The following is a 25,617-nucleotide window of genomic DNA, read 5'->3' as shown; positions in this document are numbered from 1 at the left end:
ACCTGGTTCTGGGGCGGGGTTGCGTGGGTGCTGAGCGTGGAGGGGGCTGCGGGTGGGAGGTTGGTGAGTGGGGGCGGTCCGCTATTCGCCGGTCAGGAGGTCGACGACTGGGGCGAGGTCCTCCAGGTAGTCGGCGTTGACGGTGATGTAGGTGGCGCCGATGGTTTCGCGGCGGCGGAGGAGTTCGTCGGCCATCTGGCGTGGGGTACCGCGGAGGAGCATCAGGGAGTCCATGGCTTCGAGGGCTTCGGGCTCGATGCCGGCGGCCTGTTTGGTCCAGGCCGGGAGCGGGCGCGTGCCGGCGGCGAAGATGTTCATGGCGAGTTCGATGTCGTCGGCCCGGGAGCCGGCCAGGTCGCGAAGGTGCTTGGCGAGATCGGCGACCTCGGAGCGTGGGGTGGTGGCGTCCTTGGCGAGGGAGACGATGTCGGCACGTTCCGCGGCCAGGGCGAGGGCTTTGGGGCCGCCGGCGGCGAGCATGATCGGCGTACGGCGTTCTCCGTCGAGCTGGCGGAGCAGATCGAGCGTCTCGACGACCTGCTCACGGCGTTCGCGACCGTTGCCCCAGGGCAGGCCGACCTCGACCGTCTGTCGCTCGGCATCCGGCCGCCCGGTGCCGATCCCGAAGTCGAACCGTCCGTCGGTCAGCGTGGTCAGCGTGTGCGCGTCCCAGGCGGTCTGCCGCGGAGTCCGCAGCGGGGCCGCCGCCACGAAGGTGCCAACCCGGATGTCCGCAACCGCAGCCGCCATCGCCAGCGAAGGGAACGGCGCCGGGAGATACAGCACGTCCGGCATCAGCACGGTCGAGTAGCCGAGTTCCGCGGCCCGCCGTACCGTCGTCATCCATTCCGCCCCGGTCCTCGGGCTACCCACAACGCCGAACCGAAATCGCCTGTCGCTCATGGTCTGTCTCCCCTCAACTGGTGTACCCACAGCCTGGCCGTGGACCCCGGCCGTCCACATCCCACGGTGGGAGGCGATCGCCGTACGCCGGGCGACGTACTCTGGTGACATGTCACGGACCCGCAGCCCCCTGCTCGACCTGCCCGCGGCCGTCGAGGCCGATGGACTCGACGCCGGAGTCGCGGCGCACTACGGCTCGGATCTGCGTGAACAACGCGCTCTGGTCGCCGGGGAGGCGTTCGTCGACCTGTCGCACCGTGACGTCGTCACGATCAAGGGTCCGGACCGCCTGACCTGGCTGCACGCGCTCACCACCCAGTACTTCGAAGGCTTCAAACCCGGTACGTCGACCACCGCGCTCCTGCTGTCCCCGACCGGTCACGTCGAGCACGCGATGTACGGCGTGGACGACGGCGAAACGTTCTGGCTGCACACCGAGCCCGGTGCGGCGGCCGCGTTGGTCGAGTGGCTGCAGAAGATGGTCTTCATGTCCCGCGTCGAGATCACCGACGTCACGGACGACTACGCGATCGTCTGGCGACCGGGGCCGGCTGCCGGTGAGCACCTCACGCGCTCCGGCGCGGACTCGCTGGGCGGTCACGAGGCCTTCCTCCCGCGCGCCGAGCTCGCCTCCCTGGAGGGACCCGCGGCTGGGATCTGGGCGTACGAGGCGCTCCGGATCGAGGCCGGTCACCCGCGCTTCGGCCTGGACACCGACGAGCGCGCGATTCCGAACGAGCTGGGCTGGCTGGGCGTCGGCGTCCACCTGGACAAGGGCTGCTACCGCGGCCAGGAAACGGTCGCCCGCGTGCACAACCTCGGCCGCCCGCCGCGCCGCCTGGTCCGGCTGCTGCTGGATGGTTCGGTCGACCACCTGCCCACGCACGGGTACGCCGTACGTTCGGGTGAGAAGCAGGTTGGGTTCATCGGTTCCGCGGCCCGGCATCACGAGCTCGGCCCGATCGCGCTCGCGCTGGTCAAGCGGAACGTCGACCCGGAGGCCCTCCTCGAGGTCGTCGCCGAGGATCAGCCGACGGTGACCGCGACCCAGGAGCTCCTGGTCGACCCCGAGGTCGGTCTGCACGTCCGCGCCCGGCTGTGAGCCGAATCATTCGCAAGACTGCTTTTTGCTCCTGACATTCAGGCCGTACAGTTCGTGCCGTGAGCGAACCTGTGATCCTGGCCGATGTCGTCCGCAGCGGCTTCGTCGAAGGCCACCATCGTGGCTCCGTCGTCGTCACCGAACCCGACGGCAGCGTCTCCTGGTCGGTCGGCATCACCGACCAGCCGATGTTCCCCCGTTCCTCCAACAAACCCATGCAAGCCGTCGGCATGCTCCGCCACGGCCTCCCGCTGGAGGGGAAGTTGTTGTCCCTCGCGGGGGCGTCGCATTCGGGTGAGACGTTCCACGTGGACGGCGTCCGCGAGATCCTGGTGCTCGCGAATCTCGACGAGTCCGCGCTGCAGACGCCACCGGCGTACCCGATCGAGGACGCGGTGCGCGACGCCTGGGTCCGGGCCGGCCACGGCCAGGAATCGGTCGTGATGAACTGCTCGGGCAAGCACGCCGCGATGCTGCTGACCTGCGTCACGAACGGCTGGCCGATCGGCACCTACCGCTCGCCGGATCACCCGCTGCAGCAGGCCATCCGCGCCGCGGTCGAGGACATCGCGGGGGAGAAGGTCTCGTACGTCGCTGTCGACGGCTGTGGTGCGCCGATCCTCGCGATCAGCCTGGCCGGTCTGGCTCGGTCGTTCGGTCTGTTCGCCGCCGCTGCACCCGGCACGCTCGAGGCGAAGGTGAAGGACGCCTTCCGGGCGTACCCCGAGTACGCCAGCGGGAGTACGCGTGACGAGGCGGCCCTGATGCGCGCGGTGCCCGGGCTGTTCTGCAAGGTGGGTGCCGAGGCCGTGTATGCGGTGGGGCTTGAGGACGGTCGCGGGATCGCGCTCAAGATCGAGGACGGTACGCCGCGCGCCCGGGCAGTGGTGATGGCCGCCGTACTGCGGAAGCTCGGGGTCGAGCATGAGGTGATCGAGCAGCAGTCCCAGTTCCCGTTGCTGGGTGGCGGTGTGGAGGTCGGCTCCGTTCGGCCGCATGCTCCCGCCTTCGGTTAACAGCGCATTACTTGGTGCGTGAGTGAGGTCACGGCCGGTCTGCTTGCAATTGCAAGCACGTTGCTAGCAGACTGGGGGCATGGCCAGATTGAGTGATCGTGTTGCCGGTTCGGTGGGCTCCGTGGGTGAGTACCTTGCCGAGCAGCGGCGTACGGCGCAGTTGTCGTTGCGGCAACTGTCGGATCTGGCCGGTGTGTCGAACCCGTACCTGAGCCAGATCGAGCGCGGCCTGCGGAAACCGTCGGCCGATGTGCTGCAGCAGCTTGCGAAGGCGTTGCGGATCTCTGCGGAGACCTTGTACGTACGGGCCGGCATTCTCGATCCGGACGACAGCTCGGACGGCTCGGACGGCCGCCGCGCCGCCGGTGTGGTCGACGCCGTCCTGCTCGACCCCGCGCTCAACGAGCGGCAGAAGCGGGTCCTGCTGGACGTGTACGCGTCCTTCGTCCGTGAGAACACCGAGGAGCCCGCCGCGGCGCCCGCGAAGAAGCGAGCTGCGGCCAAGAAGACCCCTGCACGACCCCGTAGTACCAACTCGCCGAAATCCCGAGGAGAAGCCTGATGGCTACCCGTACGCCCGTCACCCCGTTGTACGCGATCGCCGGTGCCGGCGACCTGGCCGTGGAGAAGGTCCGCGCTGTCGGCGCCGACGTCACCACCCGGTTCGCCAAGCTCGACCAGAAGACCGTGCAGGCCGAGATCACCAAGCGCCAGAGCGAGCTGACCGCGGAGCTGACCAAGCGTCAGGCCGAGATCACCAAGCGCTTCGAGGCCCTGGTCGCCGACGCCCGCACCGCCCCGGCCAAGCTGCGTGAGCTGCCGGCCGTCGCGCAGGCCGGTTTCACCACCGTGCTCGGCCAGGCCGAGGAGACCTACGAGGACCTCGCCGGTCGCGGCAAGGACCTGGTCGAGCGGATCCGCTCGCAGAAGGCCACCGAGGACTTCGAGGCCGCCGCGAAGACCACGGTCAGCAAGGCGAAGGCCACCCGCACCACGGTGAAGAAGACCGCCGAGACCGCGCAGCGCAACGTCAAGGCGACCACCACCGCGGCCAAGAAGACCGCGAAGACGGCCGCCAAGGCGACCACCGACGCCGCCGCCAAGGTTGGCGACTGAGAGTAGTTTTGCCCGACGCTGGGTGAATGTTCTGCCTGAGCGGCCTGCACCTGTGGATCACAGGGGTGGGCCGCTCGGTCTTTTCGGCTAGGCTCGGGGGCATGCTCCCACTCGCCTCGTTCCCGACCCTCTTCCCGGGGTTCGCGGGCCCGTTCGAGATCATCTGGTGGGTGCTGCTCGGACTGAAGCTGGTCGCGCTCGTCGATGCGGCCTTCCGGCCGCGGGCGGTGTTCCTCGCCGCGGACAAGCTGACCAAGCCCGGCTGGGTGCTGATCCTGGCCGTGTTCTCGCTCAGCCAGCTCTTCCAGGGATGGCTGAGCTTCTTCGGCCTGATCGGGATCGCTGCCGCCGGTGTCTACCTGGTGGACGCCCGGCCGGCCCTGCGCGCAGCTACCGGCCGCGGCCGGGGTGGCTGGGGCATCCGCCGCCGGCGCGGTCCCCGTCCGCTCTGAGCAGCCCCTTACGAGCGGTAGACGATCACCTTGTCGCCGACGTGCACCAGGTCGAACAGGATCTTGATCTTGCCCAGGTCCCGGACGTTCACGCAGCCGTGTGACCCGCCGTTGTAGCCGCGGGCCGCGAAGTCGGACGAGTAGTGCACGGCCTGGCCGCCGCTGAAGAACATCGCGAACGGCATCGGTGAGTCGTACAGCTTCGACACGTGGTTGCGGCTCTTCCAGCCGACCGTGAAGCCACCCTCCCGGGTCGCCGTCTTCACCGCACCGAATCGCACGTCCATCTGCATCTTCACCACACCGTCGACGACGTACCGCAGCTTGCGCGTCGTCTTGTCGATGCACAACGCCACCCCGGTCGCGCACCGCGAGTCCAGCTTCCGCCCGTCGACGACCGGCACCGGCGGGTACAGCTCCGTCTGCGTCGGCTCCTTCGTGACGGCGGCCAGCTTGTCCCAGGTGTTCTGGTCGACATACCCCAGCGGCGGAATCCCCTTGGACTGCTGGAACTTCTTCACCGCAGCCCGGGTCATCGTCCCGTACTCGTTGTCCAGATACCGCTTGTCGAGCACCTTCAGCTGGATCAACCGAGCTTCCAGCTTCCGCACGCTCACACTCACAGCGCCGTACCTGTACAAAGCCTTCGGGTAAATCGGCAGCTCCCCGCTCACCTCGAACGGCACCACCTTCACCTCAGCCGGCGCCGCCTTCGCAACCACGCCAGCCCCAGCCACCACCGCAACCGCCACCCCGGCAACCAGCCCGGCCACCACGTTGCGAATGATCAGCGCACGCATCGGACACCCCTCAAGTAGAACCAGTACCCCGTAGGACGTCCTCGCAGCCAATTTTGTTGACCCCCCAGCGTAAATTACTCACCACCACCCCCACACCCGTCGTAAGCAACTCGTGACCGGAGGGCCGGCATGGACATCGTCCTGAGTACGGCGGACATCACCACCGTGCCCGCCGACGCGATCGTGAACGCCGCACACCACGCATTGCGGGGTGGCGGCGGTGTCGACGGTGCGATCCACCGGGCCGGCGGTCCGGAGATTCTGGCGGAGCTGATCGAGCGGTATCCCCGGGGAGCATCGCCGGGCGAGGCCGTGTGGACGACGGGCGGCGCGCTGCCGGCGTCGTACGTGATCCACGTGGTCGGGCCGAACTACAACGCTGGGCAACGGGATCCGGCGTTGCTGGAGTCGTGCTACCGCAACGCGTTGCGGATCGCGGACGAGCTCGGCGTGAAGACGTTGGCGCTGCCGGCGGTGTCGGCGGGGATCTTCGGGTGGCCGGCGCGGTCGGCGGCCGAGATCGCGGTCGGGACACTTCGGCGTACGGCGAGTGGTGTCGTGACGGCGACGTTCTGTCTGGTCGAACCCCGGCTGTACAAGGCGTTCGCGAACGCAAAAGCGGCCGGGGAGTAGTCCCCGGCCGCAGTTGACGTGGTGTGGGTCAGCCGCTGTAGACGACGACCTTGTCGCCGATCTTAATCTGGGCGTAGATCTTGGCGAGCTTGGCCTTGTCGCGGATGTTCAGGCAGCCGTGGGAGGCGCCGTTGTAGCCGCGAGCCTTGAAGTCGGACGAGTAGTGGACGGCCTGGCCGCCGCTGAAGAACATCGAGTACGGCATCTTCGACTTGTAGAGCGACGAGACGTGGTTCTTCGACTTGCGGTAGACCTTGAACTGGCCGTTGCGCGTCGGTGTCTTGGAGCCGCCGAAGCGGGCGTCCAGGACGTACACGGTCTTGCCGTTGACCAGGTAGACCATCTTGCGCGTCTTCTTGTTGGCGCACAGGACACGGCCCTTCATGCACCGCGGGTCCAGGTGGTAGCGGCCGATGTACTTGGTCTTGGCGACCGCCTTCTGCGGCACGGCGACTGCTGTCTTCGGAGCCACGGTCGCGGCCTGGGCCGTCGTACCGGCTGTCAGTGCACCCACCCCGACGAACGCGACGGCGGTCACGGTGGCGCCGAGCTTACGCAGAATCCCCATGGTGATTCTTCCTTCCCCCAACTGAAGTTTTGCTTTCACAGAGTCAGACGTCGGGCAGCGACGTCTGGTTGGTAACGATCCGGAAGAAACTCCCGACGACCGGCCGAAACAGGATGTATCACACCCGTGTATTTCGGCACGAGTCGTCGGGCTCGGCGTTGCCGAACCGTGTTCCGAAAAGCCCCATTTGCAGAGGCCCTGCTCAGGCCTTGTTCTTGCGCCCCAGCTTCGCGCGCTCGATCTGCGTCAGCGCGAGCTTGCGGATCCGGATCGCGTCCGGCGTGACCTCGACACACTCGTCCTCGCGGCAGAACTCCAGCGACTGCTCGAGTGACAGCTTGCGGGCCGGCACCAGCTTCTCGAACTCGTCCGCGTTCGACCGGACGTTGGTCATCTTCTTCTCACGCGTGATGTTGACGTCCATGTCGTCGGCGCGGGAGTTCTCGCCGATCACCATGCCCTCGTAGACATCGGTGCCCGGCTCGCAGAACATGGTGCCGCGCTCCTGCAGGTTCACCATCGCGTACGACGTTGTGACGCCGGTACGGTCGGAGACCAGCGAACCGGACGGGCGGGTGCGCAGCTCGCCGAACCACAGCTCGTAACCCTCGAAGACGTGGTGCGCGATACCGGTACCACGGGTGTCGGTGAGGAACTCGGTGCGGAAGCCGATCAGGCCACGCGCGGGAACGAGGAACTCCATCCGGACCCAGCCGGTGCCGTGGTTGGTCATCTGCTCCATCCGGCCCTTGCGGACCGCGAGCAGCTGGGTGACGGTGCCCAGGTATTCCTCGGGGCAGTCGATGGTCAGGCGCTCGACCGGCTCGTGCCGCTTGCCGTCGATCTCCTTGGTGACCACCTGCGGCTTGCCGACGGTCAGCTCGTAGCCCTCACGACGCATCTGCTCGACCAGGATGGCCAGCGCCAGCTCGCCACGGCCCTGCACCTCCCAGGTGTCGGGACGCTCGGTCGGCAGCACCTTGATCGACACGTTGCCGATCAGCTCGCGGTCGAGCCGGTCCTTGACCAGGCGGGCGGTGACCTTGGTGCCCTTGACCCGGCCGGCCAGCGGTGAGCTGTTGGTACCGATCGTCATCGAGATGGCCGGCTCGTCGACGGTGATGAACGGCAGGGCGACCGGGTTCTCCGGGTCGGCCAGGGTGTCGCCGATCATGATCTCGGGGATCCCCGCGATCGCGACGATGTCACCCGGTCCGGCCGAGTCGCCCGGGACCCGCTCGAGGGCCTCGGTGATCAGCAGCTCGGTGATCTTGACCTTCTGGATGGTGCCGTCGTGCTTGCACCACGCGACCTGGGAGCCCTTCTTCAGGGTGCCCTCGTGGACCCGGACCAGCGCGAGCCGGCCGAGGAACGGCGAGGCGTCCAGGTTGGTCACGTGCGCCTGCAGCGGCGCGTCCTCGGTGTACTTCGGGGCCGGGACGTTGGCCATGATCGTCTCGAACAGCGGCTCGAGGTCCTCGGAGTCCGGCAGGCCGCCGTCGGCGGGCTGGGTCAGCGAGGCGCGGCCGGCGCGGGCCGACGCGTACACGACCGGGAAGTCCAGGGCGCTCTGGTCGGCGTCGTGGTCCAGCAGGTCCAGGAACAGCTCGTAGGTCTCGTCGACGACCTCGGCGATCCGGGAGTCCGGCCGGTCGACCTTGTTCACCACGAGGATGACCGGCATCCGGCGCGCGAGCGCCTTGCGGAGCACGAACCGGGTCTGCGGCAGCGGGCCCTCGGAGGCGTCCACCAGCAGCACGATGGCGTCCACCATCGACAGGCCGCGCTCGACCTCACCACCGAAGTCGGCGTGGCCGGGGGTGTCGATGATGTTGACCGTGACGGTCTCGCCACTGGCCATCTTGTGCCGGACGGCGGTGTTCTTGGCGAGGATCGTGATGCCCTTCTCACGCTCCAGGTCACCGGAGTCCATCGCCCGCTCGTCCACGTGCTGATGCGCGCCGAAGGCGCCGGACTGCCACAGCATCGCGTCGACCAGGGTGGTCTTCCCGTGGTCGACGTGGGCCACGATCGCGACGTTGCGCAGGTCGTTACGGACAGGCATGGGGAAGCGCTCCAAGCAGTAGACTGGGTGTCAGGCGGTGGCTACGGCGTGTTGTGAGTCACGCCACGTTGTTTCAACAGGGGCCACTCGACGCAAGGCACAGCCCCTCTATCCTACCTGTCACAGTGCGTGGCAACGAATCGCGAGCCGCGATCAGCTCCGCGGTGGCCGCCAGTCCAGGATCCGCGTGCCCGACCGTTGCGCTGTCCGGGCCGGAGTGCAGCGCAGCAGCGCGTTCCGCAACGACTGTCCGCGGCCGAGATGTGCGCCCACCCGAGCCATCTGCGCCGACCTGGCAACCAACTTCTGCGTACGCCGGTAGCGCGCGCTCTCGTAGTCCCGCAGATCGCCGTCCGCCCGCGCCAGCAGGCCGACCGTCACCCCGTCCTCGAGCGCAGAGTTCGCGCCCTGCCCGAGCGTCGGCAGCATCGGATGCGCCGCATCACCGATCAACGCCGTACGCCCACGGGTGTACCGCGGCAACGGCTTCGCGAGCTGCCACACGTCATGCCGGATCAACTCGGCTGGCCCAGTTGCAGCAATCAACGCCCGTACGTCGGGCGCCCAGGAACCGAAATGTTCGTGAACAGCGGCCAGTTCGTCCGGGAACCGGTGCCCGGACGGCAGAGCGACGTACCCGTACCAATAGATCTGCTCAGCGCTGATCCGCAACCTGCCGAACTCCGCTCGCGGTCCCCACACCATCGCGAACCGATCGGCCGGCGTGGTCCCGTCGTCGACGACCGCACGCCAACTGGAGTAGCCGCTGTAGGCCAGCGAATGACCGGGGAAGAGTGCGTCCCGAGTGGCACTCCGGATCCCATCGGCGCCAATCACCAGGTCCGCGGTCGCGGAGTGTGTGCCCCACATCACCTTGGCTCGCTCGGCTCCCGGCGTACCGGGGTTGACGGCAGTGACGCGCGCGCCGGTGACCAGGTCGGCGCCGCGGGTTGCCTCAGCGAGAGCTGCGTGCAGTGCCTGCCGGTGGATGCCAATCATTGCGCTGAGGTCCTCAGGTTCAGGTGCCCTCAGCAACCATTTGCCGTCGGAACGCCGGGTGCCGGCCGGGCGAACTGCATACCCAGCCCGCCGGACCGCATCCGCCGCGCCGATCGATGCCAGCGCCCGGATCCCGTTGACCGTCACGGCCAGCCCGGCCCCGACCTCACCCAGTTCCGGCGCGCTCTCGAGGATCTGGACCTGCCAGCCCGCCTGGAGCAAGGACGCGGCAGCGGTCAGCCCGGCGATCCCGGCGCCGATCACGATTGCTCGTTGTGCCATGGCCCCCACGCTAGGAGTTCGCCGACCTCTTCGCGTACGGCGCTGGGAGTATTTGCGGAGCCTTCCCGTGGCGGATGCCCGGTGGGTGCTGCCGCGGCCAGAGTGATCGTCATGGATACCAGGACAATCACGCGGCGGCGGATGCTGGCCGGATCGATGGGAATCGCGGCTGGTGCCGCAGTGGGTACGACGCCGGCGTTCGCGGCCGTGGACCCGATCGACAGCTGGATCCGGCGGAACGCCGTACCGGTCGGCGATCTGAGCCAGCTCCGCCGGTCGATCGGTGGCGCGCAGATCGTCGGGCTCGGCGAGGCCGTGCACGGGACGGCGGAGATGACCCGGCTCAAGGTGCGAGTGGTCCGGTTTCTCGTTGAGGAGCTGGGTTTCCGGGCGATCGCCTTCGAGGACGACTGGTCGCTGGGCACCGAGCTGAACGAGTACGTGCTGACCGGCCGCGGCGATCTGCGCGCGCTGGTTCGCCAGCTCAGCAAGGAGACCCGGACGCACGAGATCGCCGAGCTGTTCGAGTACCTCCGTGGCTACAACTCAACGCATCGGGACAAGGTGCGCTTCGCCGGCGCGGAGTACTTCGCCACCAAGCACCTCGCCTACGACGCGATCGACGAGTACGTCGGCCGCCGCGCCCCGGACCGGTTGGCCGAGTTGCGCCGCAGTCTGGACCCGATCCGGCCGACCATGACGGATATCGGCGCCTACGTGCAGTGGTACTGGCGCGAGGTGCCGGACAAGGCGCCGTACATCGCCAAAGCCCAGGCAGTGCACGACCTGATCGCGGATCTCCCGCACCGCCCCAACGACCGCGACCACGCGATCACCGCGCACCATGCCCGGCAGATCTTGTCGTTCTACACGGCGTTCAGCCTGCCCGAGGCCGAGATCTGGGGCTACCGGGATGCGCGCGCGGCCGAGAACGTGCGGTGGTGGCACGGATTCACCCGCAACAAGGTCATCTACTGGGCCGCCAACGCGCACACGATGAACGCTCCGCACCTGCAGTTCGTCAGCCCCGATGCCGCCTTCAAGAACGTCGGTACGGCGCTCCGCGACTGGTACGGCGACCGATACCGCTCCCTCGGCTGCACGTTTGACCGCGGTACGGCGTTCGGCGGGGTCAACCTGCCACCGGCCGCGGCCGACTGGTTCGAGCACCGGCTGGGTGTGGCGAAGCTGGATCAGTTCACGCTCGACCTACGGCAGCAGCCGCAACCGCCCGAGGTCCGGGCGTGGTTGAACCGGACCGCGCGCACGAGGGGGATCGCCGTACCGGGCTCGTACCTGACTGGTGACAGCCCGAGCACCTGGTACGACGCCGTACTGCACACGCGAGTGGTGTCGCCGACCCACGCCTACTGAACTACTGGACGCGGTGCACCTTGTGCTGTGCGGCCTGGGCGCGCGGGCGGACGGTGATCCGGTCGAGGTTGACGTGCGGCGGGCGGCTCGCGACCCAGCTGACGATATCGGCGATGTCGTCGGACGTGAGCGGCTCGGCGACACCGGCGTACACGGCGTCGGCCTTGGCCTGGTCACCCTCGAACCGGGTCAGCGCGAAACCCTCGCTGCGCACCATGCCGGGGGCGATCTCGCTGACCCGGACCGGCTGGTCGAAGAGCTCGAGGCGCAGCGTGTCGACGACCGCCTTGGCCGCGTGCTTGGCGGCGACGTATCCGCCACCGTTCTCGTAGGCCACCTGGCCGGCCGTCGAACCCATCACGATGATCGTGCCCTGCCCGGCGATAAGGGCCGGGAGCAACGACTTCGTGACGGCCGCGACGCCGATGACGTTCACCTCGTACATCCGCCGCCACGCATCAAGGTCGGCGTCGGCCACCGGCTCGGCGCCGAACGCGCCGCCGGCGTTGTTCACCAGCAGGTCCAGCCGGTCACCGACAGTCGCGGCCAGCGCTGCCACGTCGTCCGCCGACGTGACATCACACTGGACCGCGCGACCGTCGATCTCCTTGGCCAGCGCCTCGATCCGATCCAGCCGCCGGGCGGCCGCGATCACCTCGAACCCATCCTTGGCCAGCCGGCGGGCCGTGGCGGCCCCGATCCCGCTGCTCGCTCCGGTCACCACGGCAAGTGGACGTTCAGTCATACCTTCAGTCTTCCACCCACCGGGACCTTGTTCGAACTTGTCTCAGGTACGGCGGCCTGTCGACGGGCGGAGGTGATCGTGAAGACCAGCAGGAGCAGGCTCAGTGCGAGGAATCCACCGAACAATCCCAGGGTTTGTCCGTCGGGATGGATGACCGACTGCCCGCGGAAGGCCTGGCTGGCAGTGGCGACCATCAGACCGGTGTAGGCGATGACGGCCACCCCGACGAGCCGGGCGCGGACCCGCTCCGGCCGCAGCCAGACCACCCGGACCGCGAGGACGCTCAGCAGCAGGACGACTGCGAGCAGGACCTGGATCGCGTGCAGCCCGATGAAATGCGCGACGCGAAGATCGCCGCCCTCGGTGCTCCAGTTCACGAGTGGCAGACCGGGACCGCCGGCCTCGGCGCCGATGCTGTGACTGCCGCCTAGCGTGACCGGGCGTCCGTACGCATCGGTGGTGTGAGTCTCGGTGCCGTTCGAACCGACCAGGTAGAAGGCCAGGGCCATACCGGCCGCGGCCAGCGCGACGCCGGTCCGGATCGCCCGGTTCAGCGGTGCGTCACCGACCCGCTGGAACTGCAGCATGATCGCGATCACCAAACTGGCGCCGAACAGGCCGATCACCCCGGACGAGAAGACCCGCTGACCGACCTGGTTGAACGTGTCGGTGTTGGAGTTGAAGTGGCTGAAGGTGCCCCGCGCGGCCTGGATGGCGATGAAGCCGACGTCGACCACGCCGGTGACCGCGAACACGGTTCCTGTCCACCAGCCGAACCGCTTGGCCTTGCGGAGTCGCGACAACAGCCACGCGAGAGTGGCGCCGTACAGGACGAAGGACGTTGCGAACTTGAACGGCTTGAGCCAGACGGACTCGTTCAGGACTTCGCGGCTGTCGACCAGGAGGCCGATCGCGGCGACGAGGACCAGGGCGGCCATGGCGGACACCATCACCATCAGCGGGCGATGCCACGTGCGTACTTCGGCGAGGACTTTGTGCATGCATTCATGCTTTCTGTGCAAGCCCTGCACCGCAGTGGGCCCAGTCCGCCTCCCGTGGGGGTGCTAGCTCTACTTGTCGGCGTACGCTGGCTGCGTGAGCCTGCCGCCGTCCGCCGATCGTCCGCCGCGGCGGGTCGCGATGATCAGCCTGCACACGTCGCCGTTGGACCAACCGGGGACCGGTGACGCCGGCGGTATGAACGTGTATGTCGTGGAGCTGTCCAAACAGCTCGCGGAGCTCGGGATCGAGGTGGACGTGTTCACCCGGGCGACCACCTCGGCGCTGCCGCCGCGGATCGAGTTGCTGCCTGGCGTGACGGTTCGCAACGTCGCCGCCGGTCCGTACGAGGGCCTGACCAAGAACGAGCTCCCGGCTCAGCTGTGCACCTTCGCCCGGGCGGTACTACGGGCCGAGGCGATCCACGAGCCCGGCTGGTACGACGTGATCCACTCGCACTACTGGTTGTCCGGGCAGGTCGGGTTGCTGGCGCGGGACCGCTGGGCGATCCCGCTCGTGCACACCATGCACACGATGGCGAAGGTCAAGAACGCCAGCCTGGCCGAGGGCGACGTACCGGAACCGGCCGCTCGGCTGATCGGCGAGGAGCAGGTGGTCGAGTCCGCGGATCGCCTGCTGGCGAACACCCCGGACGAGGCCCAGGAGCTCATCAGCCTGTACGGCGCTCAGCCGGGGAAGGTCGGTGTGGTCAACCCCGGCGTGGACCTGGAGGTGTTCGGGCCTGGCGATCAGGCCACGGCGCGACGGGCAGTCGGCGTACCGGAGGATGCCGTCGTACTGGCTTTTGTCGGTCGGATCCAGCCGCTGAAGGCTCCCGATCTGCTGATTCGGGCAGCTGCGCGGATCTTGGAGCGCGATCCGTCGTTGCGCAGCCGGTTGGTGGTTGCGATCATCGGCGGCCCGTCGGGGAACGGGATGGAGCACCCCGAGGCGCATGCCGAGCTGGCGCGGGAGCTCGGGGTCGACGACGTGACCCGATTCGTGAAGCCGATGGAGCGAACCGGGCTGGCCGACTGGTACCGGGCCGCCTCGGTGGTCTGCGTGCCGTCGTACTCGGAGTCCTTCGGGCTGGTCGCGCTGGAGGCCCAAGCCTGCGGTACGCCGGTCGTCGCGGCCGCCGTCGGTGGGTTGACGACCGCGGTCGCGAACGGGCAGACCGGGCTGCTGGTCGACGGGCACGGGGTCGACGACTTCGCCGACGCGCTGGCCCGGATCGCGACGGATCCGCTCACCCGCGAGACGATGAGCCGGGCGGCGGTCAAGCACGCCCAGGGATTCGGCTGGGAACTGACCGCCCGCAAGACGCTGGCGGCGTACCGGACCGCGGCGGAGACGATGGCGGCTGAGGTGTTCTGAATGAGAGTGTCCGCGGCGGATGTGATCCGTCAGGTGCTGACCGAGAACTCGCTGGAGTTCACGGAGGTGAAGCCGGGGGAGTTCACCGCCGATCTGCCGGGCGAGCGCAAGCTCAAGACCACGGTCTCGCTGACGGTCGGCGCGCAGGCCGTCCAGGTGCACGCCTTCGTGGCCCGGCACCCGGACGAGAACCACGAGGCCGTCTACCGCTGGATGCTCGAGAAGAACCTGAAGATGTACGGCGTCGCGTTCGCGGTCGATCACCTGGGTGACATCCACCTGGACGGCCGGGTACCGCTCCATGCGATCACCCCGACCGAGGTCGATCGGCTGCTGGGCGCCGTACTGGAGTATGCGGATTCGTCGTTCAACACGATCCTCGAGCTCGGCTTCGCCTCGTCGATCCGCAAGGAGTACGAGTGGCGGATCTCCCGGGGTGAATCCACCCGCAATCTGGACGCCTTCAAGGGCTGGCTGGAGCCCCGATAAGCTGCGGGGTATGACCTATCGTCTGATCCTGCTCCGCCACGGCCACAGCGACTGGAACGCCAAGAACCTCTTCACCGGCTGGGTCGACGTCGACCTGAACGCCCAGGGTGTCGAGGAGGCGCACCGCGGCGGTGAGCTGCTCCGCGACCGCGGCCTGCTCCCCGACGTCCTGCACACCTCGCTGCTGCACCGCGCGATCCGCACCGCGAACATCGCCCTCGAGGTCGCCGGCCGCTCGTGGATCGACGTCCGCCGCTCCTGGCGCCTGAACGAGCGCCACTACGGCGCCCTGCAGGGCAAGGACAAGAAGCAGACCCTCGAGGAGCTCGGCGAGGAGCAGTTCATGCTCTTCCGCCGCTCCTACGACACCCCGCCGCCGCCGATCGAGCGCGGCTCCGAGTTCGACCAGGCCGGCGACCCCCGCTACGCCGCCCTGCCGCCGGAGATCCTCCCCGCGACCGAGTGCCTCAAGGACGTCGTCGCCCGGATGCTCCCCTACTGGTACGACGCCATCGTCCCGGACCTCCGCGCCAACAAGACCGTCCTCGTGACGGCCCACGGCAACTCCCTGCGCGCCCTCGTCAAGCACCTCGACGGCCTGGACGAGCCCACCGTCGTAGGCCTCAACATCCCCACCGGCCTCCCCCTCCTCTACGAACTCGACGAGAACCTCAAGCCAATCACCCCCGGCGGCGAGTACCTAGACCCCACCGCAGCAGCCGCCGCCATCGAAGCCGTCAAAAACCAGGGCCGCTGACGCCGGATGCTGTGACACTCGGGATCCGACCTGAGAGCGCCGGAGTCCGTACTGTAGGTGAGTGAGTCTCCTGCGGGCCTCGGCGCGGGCCGTTCATCGGGTGTTGACGGATGACAACTTCGACCTGTGGCTGCTGACTGGTGCGGCTGGGGTCTTCACCGTGCTCGGCATCGTGGACGTGGCCGACGCGGAGGTGCTGAGTTCGGCGATTCTCGCCTTGCTCGCGGCGCTGGCGATCGCGCAGATCAGGTCCCGGCGGCTGGTCGCGGAGATCGCTGATCGAGCCCAGCCGGCCGAAGTCCTGTTGCGTGACTTCCCCGCGGACCTGGCGCGCCGGCGGGCCGAGGCGGACGACGTACTGCTGATCGGAATCGCAATGGCGCGCACTGTCCAGGGCGCCCGCGACGACTTCCACCGAGCACTGGTTCGCGGCGCGCGGCTACGCGTCCTGGTGGTCGATCCGACCGATGAAGTGCTGGTCGCGCAGGCTGCCATGCGTCGTCCGGTCGGCCGCGCGGCCCTGTTGTCGCAGCGCATCATGACGACCATCGAGGAGCTGGAGGAGCTCCGGACCAGCACCCAAGGCAATCTCGAGATCCGGGTCGCGCAGTTCGTACCGCCAATCGGCGTGAACCTGATCCGCGCCCGCAGCTCGGCGTTCGTGACCATTCAGCACCCGGAGCTGCGGCCCGCCGCCGAACCTGGCCCGATCATGCAGTTCGCTGAGTCCGACGGCGGGTGGTTCTCGTTCTACGCGCAGCAGGCCGAGCGGCTCTGGGAGGCCGGGACCACCTGGCCTCCGCCGTCGAGCCGCCGCCTGAGCACGATGGCGCGGCCGAAGTTCGTCCAGTCGTTCGGCCCGGAGTTGGTGAACTCGATGAAGGTTGCGACCGATCTGTTCGTCACCGGCGTTGCGCGGAACACCCTGCTGGTGGAGAACTACAACGAGTTCGAGCGCTGGCTACGGCGCGGGTGCACACTCCGGATGCTGTTGATCGAGCCGTCGTCGAGTGCGGTCGAGGTCGCCGCCGAACGGTACTACGCCGAGCGCTCTCCGGCGTCGGCCAGGAGCCGGATCGAACAGTCGCTGCGGCTGCTGTCCGAACTGGCCACGACGACCGGCGGAGCGCTCGAGGTCCGGCTGACGAGCCATCCGATCCCTCTTGGTGTCGTCGCGGTCGACAGCGCCCCCGATCGACGGACGGAGTACTCGGCCCTGTTCGTCGAGTACTACACCTTCCAGGCCGAAGGCGAGCCGAAGTTCGTGCTCCAGCCAAGCGACGCGTGGTTCCCGCAGTTCCTCGAGGAGGCGGAGATTCTCTGGCGCGCAGCCCGGCCGCTCCAGTTGCAGTCACCCGATCGCAACAAGTAGCCCTCGGCAACCATGTGGTTGCCGAGGGCTACTTTTGTACGGCGTTGGTCAGTCGTTGCCGTTGGGGTTCGGGGTGGAGGCGCCGGCGCCGGAGCCGGCGGCGGTGCCGCCTACGGCGACGGGGAGCTCGCCGGTGACGAGGTAGACGACGCGGCGGGCCATCGAGACGGCGTGGTCGGAGATGCGCTCGTAGTAGCGGCCGAGGAGGGCGATGTCGACGGCGACCTCGACGCCGTGCGGCCAGCTGTCGTCCATCATCAGGCGGAACTGGTTGGTGCGGAGCTTGTCCATCTCGTCGTCGGTGGCCTCGAGGGCGGTGGCGGCTTCGACGTCGCGGGTCTTGATCACGTCACCGGCGGCGTCGACCATGGTGCCGGCGACGGTGCCCATCTCCTGGATGACGTCGTGCAGCTCGGCGGGGATGGCGGGGGACGGGTAGCGCAGCCGGGCGATCTTGGAGACGTGCGCGGCCAGGTCGCCCATCCGCTCGAGGTCGGCGACCATCCGGAGCGCGGCGACCAGCATCCGCAGCTCGTTGGCGACCGGGGCCTGGCGGGCCATCAGCTCGAAGACCTTCTCCTCGACACCTTCACCGGCTGCGTCCAGCTGGATGTCGGCCGCGATGACGTCCTCGGCCTGACGAATGTCGGCCTCCAGGAGGGCTGCGGTCGACCGGCGGACGGCGGTGGACACGGTCCGGGTCATCCGCTCGAGCTCGGCGAGGATGTCGTCGAGCTGCTCGTGGTAACTGTCACGCATTGTGTTCGTTTCCGATCTGTGGTGTGCCCGTTCCCCGGTGCCGGACATGCCGGTACCCGCTCTCCGGTGACGGTATGCCGTCGAGGTTGCCGGACGGCGACGAGTGGTGAACGCCTGATGAACAGTTGAGACGTGTCCCGGTCATCCGGTGCTCATTCGGTCTTTCCCTACTGGTTGCCCGCGTAGCATCGTTGCTGTGGACCCCACGCTGGCTGCGGTGCTGGGCGGCGTCATCGGCGCGGCCCTGGCCCTCCTTTCACTCGGCGCGATGATGCTTTCCGAGCGCTCCCAGCGCAAGATCCCCGAGTCCCCCGAACCCGCCGTACCAGGTGGTGTCGCGACGGTTCTGTCGGTACTGCGCTCGTCCGCGGTCGTGATGGGGCCCGAGGACCAGGTGTTGCAGGCGAGCGCTCCGGCGCACGTGCTCGGCATCGTGCGCGGTGAGCGGCTGGTGGTCGACGATATCCTGACCATGGTTCGCGCGGTCCGCCGTGACGGCGAGATTCGCCAGCAGGACCTGGAGATCGTCCGCGGCCGGCTCGGCGCGACGCAGTACGTGAGCGCTCGTGTTGCGCCGCTGGGCAGCCAGCTGGTGCTGGTGCTGGTCGAGGACCGGACCCGCGAGCGCCGGCTGGATGCGATCCGGCGCGACTTCACCGTCAACGTGAGTCACGAGCTCAAGACCCCGGTCGGCGCGCTGATCCTGCTCGCCGACGCGGTTTCCGAGGCGTCGGACGATCCGGAGGCGGTGCAGCGGTTCTCGGACCGGATGCGGATCGAGGCCTCCCGGCTCAGCCGCCTGGTCAAGGAGATCATCGAGCTGTCCCGGTTGCAGGGCGACGATCCGCTGGAGCACCCGCACTCGGTCGACATCAACGCGGTGATCGAGGCCGCGGTCGATCGCTGCCGGGTGGACGCCGAGGACCGCGACATCAAGATCGTCGTCAAGACCGAGCCCGAGCTGGAGGTGATGGGCAGCGAGGACCAGCTGTCCATTGCCATCGGCAACTTGGTGGAGAACGCGGTTAACTACAGCCCGGACGGGACGCGGGTCGCGGTCGCCGCGCACCCGATCGGTGACCTGGTCGAGGTGACCGTCAGCGATCAGGGCGTCGGGATCCCGACCAGCGACCTGGAGCGCATCTTCGAGCGCTTCTACCGGGTCGACCGGGCCCGCAGCCGGGAGACCGGCGGGACCGGGCTCGGGCTGTCGATCGTCAAGCACATCGCCTCGATCCATGGCGGTGACGTGCGAGTCTGGAGTGTCGAAGGCCAAGGCTCCACATTCACCGTGAGACTCCCGTTGCGGCTCGAATCCGCCCCGGGCCAGACCGGTTCCCCCAGCCAGGAAGAGCCGGCCGTCACCCTGCCGCCTACCCCGTCAGGGCAGATCACAAAGGAGACAGCTTCGTGACCCGAGTGCTGGTCGTCGAAGACGAAGAGAGCTACAGCGACGCGTTGTCGTACGTCCTGCGCAAGGAAGGCTTCGAGGTCGCCGTCGCGGAGACCGGGCCGGACGCGCTGGACGAGTACGACCGGGCCGGCGCGGACATCGTGCTGCTCGACCTGATGCTGCCGGGCCTGTCCGGTACCGAGGTGTGCCGGGCGCTGCGCAGTCGCGGCAACGTCCCGGTCATCATCGTCAGCGCCAAGGACACCGAGGTGGACAAGGTCGTCGGGCTCGAGCTGGGCGCGGACGACTACGTCACCAAGCCGTACAGCCCGCGCGAGCTGCTGGCCCGGATCCGGGCCGTGCTGCGGCGCGGTCAGGACGTCGAGCTGCTGCCGGACACCCTCGAGGCCGGACCGGTCCGGATGGATGTCGAGCGGCACGTCGTGACCGTCGCCGGCACCGAGATCCGGTTGCCGCTGAAGGAGTTCGAGCTGCTCGAGATGCTGCTGCGCAACACCGGCCGGGTGCTCACCCGGGGGCAGCTGATCGACCGGATCTGGGGCGCCGACTACGTGGGTGACACCAAGACCCTCGACGTGCATGTGAAGCGCTTGCGTTCCAAGCTCGAGAAGGATCCGTCGAATCCGGCGCACCTGGTCACCGTCCGCGGCCTCGGCTACAAGTTCGAGTCCTGACTCACAGACCCCGCGGGTCGTCAGGACTATAGGGGTTAGCTTAGGCTGTCCTTAGTTGATTCCGACTGAGGAGAGTTCCCCCATGGCGTGGCCCCCCTTCCCGGCGATCAGTGCAGCTCGGGCGATCAGTACGGCCGCCGGCGTACTGATCGCGACCAGCTTGCTCGTAGCGTGCGGTGCCACTGACGACGCCCAGCCGCAAGGGCCGGCCAGTACGGCGAACGCCGGGTTCCCGGTGACGCTGAAGAACACCTTCGGCGAGACCGTCGTACCCGCGAAGCCGCAGCGGATCGTCACTCTCGGCTGGAACGCCCAGGACATCGTCCACGCTCTCGGCGAGACCCCGGTCGCGATGCCCAGAGTCACCTACGGCCCGACCGCGGCCGGCGTCACCGCCTGGGACGCCGACTGGTTCGACCCGGCCAAGACCCAGCTCCTCGACACCGGTGACAAGTACCCGTTCGAGAAGATCGCGGCGCTGAAACCGGACGTGATCCTGGCACCCTACGAGGGGTTCGACAAGGCGACGTACGACACCCTGTCGGGGATCGCGCCGACGGTCGCGTACCCGGGCGCCCCGTGGCAGACCACCTGGCAGGACCAGACCCTGCTGGTCGGCGAAGCACTCGGCAAGAAGGCCGAGGCCGAGAAGTTGATCACCGGCCTGAACGACAAGATCAAGCAGGTCGCGGCCGAGCATCCCGAGTTCAAGGGCAAGACACTCGCGGTCGGCTCCTTCGGCGCCGAGAACTACATCTACATGCCGGGCGACCCCCGCGTGCAGATCCTCAACCAGATGGGCTTCGTGAACGCGCCGGGTGTCGAGGCCCTGCAGAAGACCAACACCAAGAACGAGTTCGCGATGACGATCAGCAAGGAGAAGATCGCCGACGCCGAGGCCGACGTACTGATCGCGTACGTCGACGGTCTCGGCCCGCAGAAGTTCGCCGCCGACCCCGTCTACTCGTCCCTGGGCGCCGTCAAACGCGGCTCCGCCTACGTCCTGGACGACCAGCAGGTCATCTCCGGCCAGAGCGCGATCAGCGTCCTGAGCGTCCCCTGGGTCCTCGACAAGATGATCCCCAGTCTCGCCAAAGCGGCCCAAGCCGCCAACTGAACGTCCGACGGGACCTCGGCCACAGGCCCCGCCGGCACGACGAACGGGCCGCCCCGCGCCGGGAGCGGCCCGTTCGGTCGTCCACCCCTCGCACCGGCTCCCGCCTCGCTACCGCTCGGCCCGCCGGCGCCCACCTACTTCGACCCGGCTTGCTGTGCTGCGGTTGCGTCGGAGGCGCGCCCGTCGTCGCTCCGACCGCTGCTGCGGACGTATGGCGGACGCCCAGCCCATCACAACTGTGTGAGCCGGCAGCGGTTGAGCGGGCGGCCGAGCAACGAAGTGCGGTTGTGATGGCCTGCAGGTCCGCAAAGTCGTGCTGCGCCAGCCAGCCAGCAGGTCGGCCTCACCGCAGCCCGCTCAGTCAGGGTTCAGCAATCCGCGTGCAGGCGACGTAGGAGCGCGCGTGCCCGCAGTGAGAGGCAGCCGGTGACGCGGGGTGACGTTGGGGGTGCCGACTGCTAGCGTGAGGGCTCCGAGTGGAGCTGGGGGTTGAGGCGTGGTGCCGGGCTTGGAAGTCGTTGTGGATGAGGCCTACAGATACGCGGTGGTTGCTCTTCTGGAGCGAGCCGGCGAGGGGGCTCGGGTGATGCGACAGGTGCTGGTGCGCCGGCTCGGCGCGCGGTGGCGGGATGCTGAAGCGATCGCTGACGAGGCCCGGAAGGATCCGGCATTCGAGGAAGACCTGCGGGCGGCGCTCGCTTGGGTGAACCCGGCGGATGCGGACGACCGGGTTCTCGCCGGGCTCCGAAACTTCCGCAACCGGGACGCCATCTTGGAGTCTCCACCCGAGGACGGGCTGCGGCTGATCGGTGGTCTGCCGGGCTCCGGGCGGACCGAGCTCGCGCGCAAGCTCGCGGACGCGGTGTGGGACCACTATCAGACCAGCCTGATCGAGATCGACCTCGATGACTTTCGGGACGGCGACGTCCTCGACCGGGCGCTGGTGAAAAGGCACGTACTGCGCGAGTTCGGCATCGCCGAGTCGGAGATCCAGCTGGACGACGCCGGGCTCGATCACCAGTTCCGCACAGCCATGCTCAGCCGTCGGCACCGGATCATCCTGGACAACGTTCGCACCGCCCGGGAGCTCGAACTCTTCGAGCCTTTCGTGCGGACCCCGCATCAATACCTCGTGCTCGCCGTCGCGGCCGTTCTCACGCCGGAGCTGCAGGACTTCGATCCGGATCCGATTCGTCTCACCGGGCTGGACGAGCCGGGCGCGACCGAGCTGCTGGCCGATTTCGCTGTCGGCGTCAGGCTGGCGGACGAGCCGGAGGTGACGGCCGAACTGCTCGACCTGTGTGGCCGGACGCCGGCGGCGATTCGGGAGCTCGGTCGGACTCTGCGTCGCTTTGGCGGCGAGCCGAAGCCGGTCGCTCGGCTGCTGGCTCGGTGCCAGGATCCCGGGCTCGCGACAACGGCGGATCGCCTGACGGAGACCGTGCGGATGGGATTCGAGCAACTGCCGGCGGAGACCGTGCGCGCCGCGGCGCTGCTTGCCTCGTTCCCCGGTGGACGCTTCACTCCCAGTCTCGCTGCGGCCTACGTCGGCGGATCAACCGGCGAGGACGAGGTTAACGGCGTCATCGACGCCCAGCTCACCGAGCCGCCGGTGCAAGGCTGGTACCGGCTGTCTCCACTGGTACGGCGTTACGCCCGCACTCTGGACGAAGACCGTCCCGCGGCTCTGGATCGCCTGCTGCGCCACGTCCGCGACCTGACGGTCCGAGCCGATCTGGCCGGTGATCCCGACCGCCTCCGCGAATACGTCGTACCGGGTGTGCTGAGGGACGAACTGGCGGCCGGACGTGTCCCGTGGACGCTGGTGGAGGACCGCTTCGACTGGCTCGACGACAAGTTGGTGTTCATCGAGGTGCTCGCCCGGGCGGCATCCAATCACGGCCGTCATGTCGAGGTCTGCCAGCTGGCCGGCGCGGTCGAGGTCTTCGTCAACCAGCGCGGCCGGTGGCGGACGTACGCCGAGATCAATCAGCTCGGTGTCCAATCGGCCGAGATCCTGTACGTCGAGCGGGGAGCGCGCGGTGCGGCCCTGCTGGCCCGGATGTTGCTCATGCGTTCCCGGGTCAACTTCCTGGCGCGCTGGTTCCACGTCGTACCGGCTGATCTGGAGCGCGCTCGGCAGTTGATCGCGGAGGCTGCGCTGCCCGATCGCCGTCGCCGTACGTTGCTGGCTTCGGCGGCCGAGTTCGAGGCGCGCTTCCGTGAGGAGCAGGCTGACTTCCTCGCTTCCGCACCGGCCCAACCGGGCGCTGTCGGTCCGCTGGTGCCGGCCGGGCAGGTCGGGCTCGTCGGGCAGGACGAGGTCTTCGGAACCACGCCGCTTGGGACGGGGTTCGACCCGGTGCGGGAGCAGGCGCGACTACTCGCCGAGGCCGAGATGTGGCTGCGGACGGCGGTCCGGATCGATCAGGAGATCGACCATATGGTTGCCGAGAGCATCCATCTGCGAATGCTGGCCGCGGTGCTACTGAAGGCCGGTCAGCCGGGGCTGGCGCGGGTCGAGATCGAGCGGGCGCTGGCCCTTGCCACGGAACGAAACCGCCTGCGGGCAGAGATGGTCGCGGCTCGGATCTGCCTGGCCGCAGGGGATCTGGCGGAGGCCAGATCTTGGTACAAGAGCGCCGAGACGGCCGCGGACCGGCAGCGCGCAACCCACTACCGTCCGGAACTGCGGGAGATCGCCGCCCAGCTGCTGACAGCCGAGGGCGACACCGAAGGCGCCGCCCTGGCCTGGGGAAGCCTGCTGTACGACAGCCTCGCTTCCGCTCATCCCCGGACCAACGAGTACCTCAGACAGTTTCTGTCGTTACCCGGATCCGACGATCGCCGACGATGACGAACTCCTCCGCGCCGGTCCGGCCCAGCAGCACCAAAGTTGCTGTTAGCAGCGGATCGAGCATGGGATCGTCCGCCGTGAGAGCGTACGACGCGCCGTCACGGGTGTGGACGAGACAGCGCCCGTGGCCGCGTGCCGCCGCCAGTTCGGCGTCGGGCCAGCAAGCGAGGATCGACTTGGCCCAGCTCAGGAACGTGCTGGGTGTGTGCAGATCGGTGAAGATGATGGAAGCGCCGGAGAGCTGACGCAGTGAGGCGCCGGTGGCAGCGGCGGCGATGTGCTGCTGGTCGAGCTGGCGTTCGGTGGTCGACGTGGGCAGCCGGACGATCGTCGTCGTTGCACCGCTGACAGTGGCGCCGATGACGAAGGCGGTGCCGGCGGAGCCCGAAGCGGCGTACGGCGGGTGCAGTGCGAACTCAGCCTGTGTGCCCGGCTCCGGAAGGCTGAGCAGCTCGTAGAACGCGCGACGCAGCAGCACTGCCGACTGCTCAGGTACGTCGACGATCCGGCCGATGACCTCAGCGGCCGGGTGGTCGGCTTCCGCGCCGTACGGCGAGCGGCTGCCGATCGCCGTACGGATCTGGGGCGCAATGTCGGCGGACAGGTCGAGGCGCGCGGTCTGGTCGGCGAGGACGGCGGCCGGCGAGCCGGCCAGAATGGTTTCCGGATGACCGTCGGCCAGCAGCGATGGGCGCGCCAGGGCGGCGGCATAGGTGCCTACCGAGCCGGTATCGGTCAGGACGCAGTCAGCGGCGATGATCGCGGTCTGCCATCCGGACTCGGGAGGAATCACCCGCAGACCGGCACGACGGGCCTCCGCCAGCCAGGTGTCGAGCTGCCAGGAGCCGTGCGCTGCGGTGATTCCGGGGTGGGTGACGAGGCAGACGGCGAACTCGTCCACCGGTAGCTCCGACACGACGCGCAGCGGCAGGTCGGGGTGGGCTCCGAGCAGCGACGCCGGTCCCCAGGTCGAAGCGATCGTCACCAGCGTGCGGTCGGCGGCATCGAGCGCTCTGCGGTATGTCGGCCGAAGGTGGCGGCTGGCCAGAAGACGATCGAGGCAGGGGTCGCCGACCACCCGGGCGTGGTCAGCCGCGGCAGGACTGACGCGGTGGATCTGCTCGATCTCGTCCTGGCGGCTGACTGCGATCAGTTCGGCGACCACCCGGCCATCGCGAATGAGCCGGTCGGGGTCCATCCCGGCGACAACCGTCGTCCCCGGGTAGTACTTCTGGAAGCCAACACCGTGCGAGAGCAGGACGACCGGTGCCTTCAAGAGGTGCAGATCGTCGTTCTCACTGGCCGCGATGACCAGCTCGAACGGGAGCTGGACGGCCTGATCCCACGAGACGACTGGCATCTTGAGCTGCTCGAGAAGGGCAGGAACGCCGGCGCCGAGAATCGCCGGCCGAGCCTCGTCCACGGTGAAAACCACCTGCACGCGATGGTCGTTCTCGAACAGGGTCAGGACGTCGAGGAGCCGGTTCAGGGTGGTGATCGTCCGGACGACGACGAGGACGCGCCGGTCGTACGGGAGTGTCAGCCACGTTCCGGAGTCGCCCGACAACTCCGGAGACTGCGCCGAAAAGCGGCTGAATCGTTCGGGGGGGGGTGCGTCACTTTCAGCCATCAGCTGCCACCCCTTTACCGAGCCCGGAGAGAGGTTTAGTGCTCGCCCTTGGGGGCGTCGTCTCGAGGGGTGGGGCTGTAGTGGTCTTCGGTGAGGACGGGGATGGCGGTGGTGATG

Annotated in this window: 24 protein-coding genes; 15 read left to right on the top strand and 9 right to left on the bottom strand. The window is 68.4% G+C overall.

The window, feature by feature from the left end; translation table 11 throughout:
- Nucleotides 1-81: 81 nt before the first annotated feature.
- Nucleotides 82-843 carry an LLM class flavin-dependent oxidoreductase gene (locus E1261_RS22980; RefSeq protein ID WP_238176381.1) on the bottom strand — a complete coding sequence of 254 codons (762 nt, stop codon included), beginning with the start codon at nt 841-843 and terminating at the stop codon, nt 82-84.
- Nucleotides 844-1,012: 169 nt separating this feature from the next.
- Here E1261_RS22980 and ygfZ point away from each other — a divergent pair, with 169 nt between their 5' ends.
- The 5 genes from ygfZ (at nt 1,013) to E1261_RS22955 (ending at nt 4,589) form a co-directional block, all read left to right on the top strand.
- A complete protein-coding gene (gene ygfZ, locus E1261_RS22975; protein ID WP_132409736.1) occupies nt 1,013-2,005 on the top strand; it encodes a CAF17-like 4Fe-4S cluster assembly/insertion protein YgfZ in 993 nt (330 codons plus the stop codon).
- A gap of 59 nt (nt 2,006-2,064) precedes the next feature.
- On the top strand, nt 2,065-3,021 hold the full coding sequence (locus tag E1261_RS22970; RefSeq protein ID WP_132409734.1) for an asparaginase: 957 nt from the start codon (nt 2,065-2,067) through the stop codon (nt 3,019-3,021).
- A gap of 79 nt (nt 3,022-3,100) precedes the next feature.
- Nucleotides 3,101-3,583 (top strand): helix-turn-helix domain-containing protein, encoded by a 483-nt coding sequence (locus E1261_RS22965; protein ID WP_132409732.1) that lies wholly within the window; start codon nt 3,101-3,103, stop codon nt 3,581-3,583.
- Nucleotides 3,583-4,137, top strand: coding sequence for a hypothetical protein (locus tag E1261_RS22960; RefSeq protein WP_132409730.1), 555 nt, complete (start codon nt 3,583-3,585; stop codon nt 4,135-4,137). Before E1261_RS22965 ends, E1261_RS22960 begins: the two co-directional genes overlap by 1 nt.
- A 101-nt stretch (nt 4,138-4,238) precedes the next feature.
- Complete coding sequence (locus tag E1261_RS22955) at nt 4,239-4,589, top strand: DUF2516 family protein (protein WP_132409728.1); 351 nt, start codon at nt 4,239-4,241, stop codon at nt 4,587-4,589.
- 8 nt (nt 4,590-4,597) lie between these two features.
- On the opposite strand, the gene E1261_RS22950 is transcribed toward E1261_RS22955, so the two are convergent.
- The gene (locus E1261_RS22950; RefSeq protein WP_132409726.1) at nt 4,598-5,389 is read right to left on the bottom strand and encodes a L,D-transpeptidase family protein; all 792 of its coding nucleotides are present in this window, start codon (nt 5,387-5,389) and stop codon (nt 4,598-4,600) included.
- A gap of 129 nt (nt 5,390-5,518) precedes the next feature.
- Here E1261_RS22950 and E1261_RS22945 point away from each other — a divergent pair, with 129 nt between their 5' ends.
- Complete coding sequence (locus tag E1261_RS22945) at nt 5,519-6,022, top strand: macro domain-containing protein (protein ID WP_132409724.1); 504 nt, start codon at nt 5,519-5,521, stop codon at nt 6,020-6,022.
- A 28-nt stretch (nt 6,023-6,050) separates the two neighbouring features.
- On the opposite strand, the gene E1261_RS22940 is transcribed toward E1261_RS22945, so the two are convergent.
- The 3 genes from E1261_RS22940 to E1261_RS22930 form a co-directional block, all read right to left on the bottom strand.
- Nucleotides 6,051-6,590: a L,D-transpeptidase gene (locus E1261_RS22940; RefSeq protein ID WP_132409722.1), complete on the bottom strand. Its 540-nt coding sequence runs from the start codon at nt 6,588-6,590 to the stop codon at nt 6,051-6,053.
- A 202-nt stretch (nt 6,591-6,792) separates the two neighbouring features.
- A complete protein-coding gene (gene typA / locus E1261_RS22935; protein ID WP_132409720.1) occupies nt 6,793-8,655 on the bottom strand; it encodes a translational GTPase TypA in 1,863 nt (620 codons plus the stop codon).
- 153 nt (nt 8,656-8,808) lie between these two features.
- Entirely contained in the window at nt 8,809-9,936 is a 1,128-nt protein-coding gene (locus tag E1261_RS22930; protein WP_132409718.1) for an FAD-dependent monooxygenase, read from the bottom strand.
- Nucleotides 9,937-10,047: 111 nt separating this feature from the next.
- Here E1261_RS22930 and E1261_RS22925 point away from each other — a divergent pair, with 111 nt between their 5' ends.
- A complete protein-coding gene (locus E1261_RS22925) occupies nt 10,048-11,310 on the top strand; it encodes an erythromycin esterase family protein (RefSeq protein WP_132409716.1) in 1,263 nt (420 codons plus the stop codon).
- 1 nt (nt 11,311) lies between these two features.
- Here the strand turns inward: E1261_RS22925 and E1261_RS22920 are convergent, their stop codons facing one another.
- Both E1261_RS22920 and E1261_RS22915 read right to left on the bottom strand, forming a co-directional pair.
- Entirely contained in the window at nt 11,312-12,055 is a 744-nt protein-coding gene (locus E1261_RS22920; RefSeq protein ID WP_132409714.1) for an SDR family NAD(P)-dependent oxidoreductase, read from the bottom strand.
- Nucleotides 12,052-13,056, bottom strand: a complete 1,005-nt coding sequence (locus tag E1261_RS22915; protein WP_132409712.1) for a hypothetical protein — start codon at nt 13,054-13,056, stop codon at nt 12,052-12,054. The genes E1261_RS22920 and E1261_RS22915 overlap by 4 nt, the downstream gene beginning before the upstream one ends.
- Before the next feature lie 139 nt (nt 13,057-13,195).
- Here E1261_RS22915 and mshA point away from each other — a divergent pair, with 139 nt between their 5' ends.
- The 4 genes from mshA (at nt 13,196) to E1261_RS22895 (ending at nt 17,049) form a co-directional block, all read left to right on the top strand.
- The gene (gene mshA / locus E1261_RS22910) at nt 13,196-14,431 is read left to right on the top strand and encodes a D-inositol-3-phosphate glycosyltransferase (protein ID WP_132409740.1); all 1,236 of its coding nucleotides are present in this window, start codon (nt 13,196-13,198) and stop codon (nt 14,429-14,431) included.
- Nucleotides 14,432-14,920, top strand: a complete 489-nt coding sequence (locus tag E1261_RS22905; protein WP_132409710.1) for a type III secretion system chaperone family protein — start codon at nt 14,432-14,434, stop codon at nt 14,918-14,920.
- 10 nt (nt 14,921-14,930) lie between these two features.
- Nucleotides 14,931-15,677: a phosphoglyceromutase gene (locus E1261_RS22900; protein WP_132409708.1), complete on the top strand. Its 747-nt coding sequence runs from the start codon at nt 14,931-14,933 to the stop codon at nt 15,675-15,677.
- Between the two features lie 61 nt (nt 15,678-15,738).
- Nucleotides 15,739-17,049 (top strand): hypothetical protein, encoded by a 1,311-nt coding sequence (locus E1261_RS22895; protein ID WP_132409706.1) that lies wholly within the window; start codon nt 15,739-15,741, stop codon nt 17,047-17,049.
- Nucleotides 17,050-17,097: 48 nt separating this feature from the next.
- Here E1261_RS22895 and phoU read toward each other — a convergent pair whose 3' ends face one another.
- Entirely contained in the window at nt 17,098-17,808 is a 711-nt protein-coding gene (phoU, locus tag E1261_RS22890) for a phosphate signaling complex protein PhoU (RefSeq protein WP_132409704.1), read from the bottom strand.
- Between the two features lie 196 nt (nt 17,809-18,004).
- Between phoU and E1261_RS22885 the strand changes: the two genes are divergently transcribed.
- The 4 genes from E1261_RS22885 (at nt 18,005) to E1261_RS22870 (ending at nt 23,870) form a co-directional block, all read left to right on the top strand.
- Entirely contained in the window at nt 18,005-19,222 is a 1,218-nt protein-coding gene (locus E1261_RS22885; RefSeq protein WP_132409702.1) for a sensor histidine kinase, read from the top strand.
- Nucleotides 19,219-19,896 (top strand): response regulator transcription factor, encoded by a 678-nt coding sequence (locus E1261_RS22880; RefSeq protein WP_132409700.1) that lies wholly within the window; start codon nt 19,219-19,221, stop codon nt 19,894-19,896. The genes E1261_RS22885 and E1261_RS22880 overlap by 4 nt, the downstream gene beginning before the upstream one ends.
- Nucleotides 19,897-19,978: 82 nt before the next feature.
- The gene (locus E1261_RS22875; RefSeq protein ID WP_132409698.1) at nt 19,979-21,013 is read left to right on the top strand and encodes an iron-siderophore ABC transporter substrate-binding protein; all 1,035 of its coding nucleotides are present in this window, start codon (nt 19,979-19,981) and stop codon (nt 21,011-21,013) included.
- A gap of 544 nt (nt 21,014-21,557) precedes the next feature.
- Nucleotides 21,558-23,870 carry a hypothetical protein gene (locus tag E1261_RS22870; RefSeq protein WP_132409696.1) on the top strand — a complete coding sequence of 771 codons (2,313 nt, stop codon included), beginning with the start codon at nt 21,558-21,560 and terminating at the stop codon, nt 23,868-23,870.
- Here the strand turns inward: E1261_RS22870 and E1261_RS22865 are convergent.
- Nucleotides 23,824-25,437 (bottom strand): hypothetical protein, encoded by a 1,614-nt coding sequence (locus E1261_RS22865; RefSeq protein WP_132409694.1) that lies wholly within the window; start codon nt 25,435-25,437, stop codon nt 23,824-23,826. The genes E1261_RS22870 and E1261_RS22865 overlap by 47 nt on opposite strands.
- Nucleotides 25,438-25,617 lie beyond the last annotated feature (180 nt).

Origin of the sequence: Kribbella albertanoniae, from assembly GCF_004348455.1 — a bacterium.
Taxonomy (GTDB): Bacteria; Actinomycetota; Actinomycetes; order Propionibacteriales; family Kribbellaceae; genus Kribbella; species Kribbella albertanoniae.
This window is presented reverse-complemented; position numbering and strand designations above follow the sequence as displayed.

Excerpts from the sequence above, each read along its gene's own strand:
- E1261_RS22980 (WP_238176381.1), bottom strand. The coding sequence starts at position 843 with ATGACGACGGTACGGCGGGCCGCGGAACTCGGCTACTCGACCGTGCTG.
- ygfZ (WP_132409736.1), top strand. The coding sequence starts at position 1,013 with ATGTCACGGACCCGCAGCCCCCTGCTCGACCTGCCCGCGGCCGTCGAG.
- E1261_RS22965 (WP_132409732.1), top strand. The coding sequence starts at position 3,101 with ATGGCCAGATTGAGTGATCGTGTTGCCGGTTCGGTGGGCTCCGTGGGT.
- E1261_RS22960 (WP_132409730.1), top strand. The coding sequence starts at position 3,583 with ATGGCTACCCGTACGCCCGTCACCCCGTTGTACGCGATCGCCGGTGCC.
- E1261_RS22955 (WP_132409728.1), top strand. The coding sequence starts at position 4,239 with ATGCTCCCACTCGCCTCGTTCCCGACCCTCTTCCCGGGGTTCGCGGGC.
- E1261_RS22950 (WP_132409726.1), bottom strand. The coding sequence starts at position 5,389 with ATGCGTGCGCTGATCATTCGCAACGTGGTGGCCGGGCTGGTTGCCGGG.
- E1261_RS22945 (WP_132409724.1), top strand. The coding sequence starts at position 5,519 with ATGGACATCGTCCTGAGTACGGCGGACATCACCACCGTGCCCGCCGAC.
- E1261_RS22940 (WP_132409722.1), bottom strand. The coding sequence starts at position 6,590 with ATGGGGATTCTGCGTAAGCTCGGCGCCACCGTGACCGCCGTCGCGTTC.
- typA (WP_132409720.1), bottom strand. The coding sequence starts at position 8,655 with ATGCCTGTCCGTAACGACCTGCGCAACGTCGCGATCGTGGCCCACGTC.
- E1261_RS22930 (WP_132409718.1), bottom strand. The coding sequence starts at position 9,936 with ATGGCACAACGAGCAATCGTGATCGGCGCCGGGATCGCCGGGCTGACC.
- E1261_RS22925 (WP_132409716.1), top strand. The coding sequence starts at position 10,048 with ATGGATACCAGGACAATCACGCGGCGGCGGATGCTGGCCGGATCGATG.
- E1261_RS22920 (WP_132409714.1), bottom strand. The coding sequence starts at position 12,055 with ATGACTGAACGTCCACTTGCCGTGGTGACCGGAGCGAGCAGCGGGATC.
- E1261_RS22915 (WP_132409712.1), bottom strand. The coding sequence starts at position 13,056 with ATGCACAAAGTCCTCGCCGAAGTACGCACGTGGCATCGCCCGCTGATG.
- mshA (WP_132409740.1), top strand. The coding sequence starts at position 13,196 with ATGATCAGCCTGCACACGTCGCCGTTGGACCAACCGGGGACCGGTGAC.
- E1261_RS22905 (WP_132409710.1), top strand. The coding sequence starts at position 14,432 with ATGAGAGTGTCCGCGGCGGATGTGATCCGTCAGGTGCTGACCGAGAAC.
- E1261_RS22900 (WP_132409708.1), top strand. The coding sequence starts at position 14,931 with ATGACCTATCGTCTGATCCTGCTCCGCCACGGCCACAGCGACTGGAAC.
- phoU (WP_132409704.1), bottom strand. The coding sequence starts at position 17,808 with ATGCGTGACAGTTACCACGAGCAGCTCGACGACATCCTCGCCGAGCTC.
- E1261_RS22875 (WP_132409698.1), top strand. The coding sequence starts at position 19,979 with ATGGCGTGGCCCCCCTTCCCGGCGATCAGTGCAGCTCGGGCGATCAGT.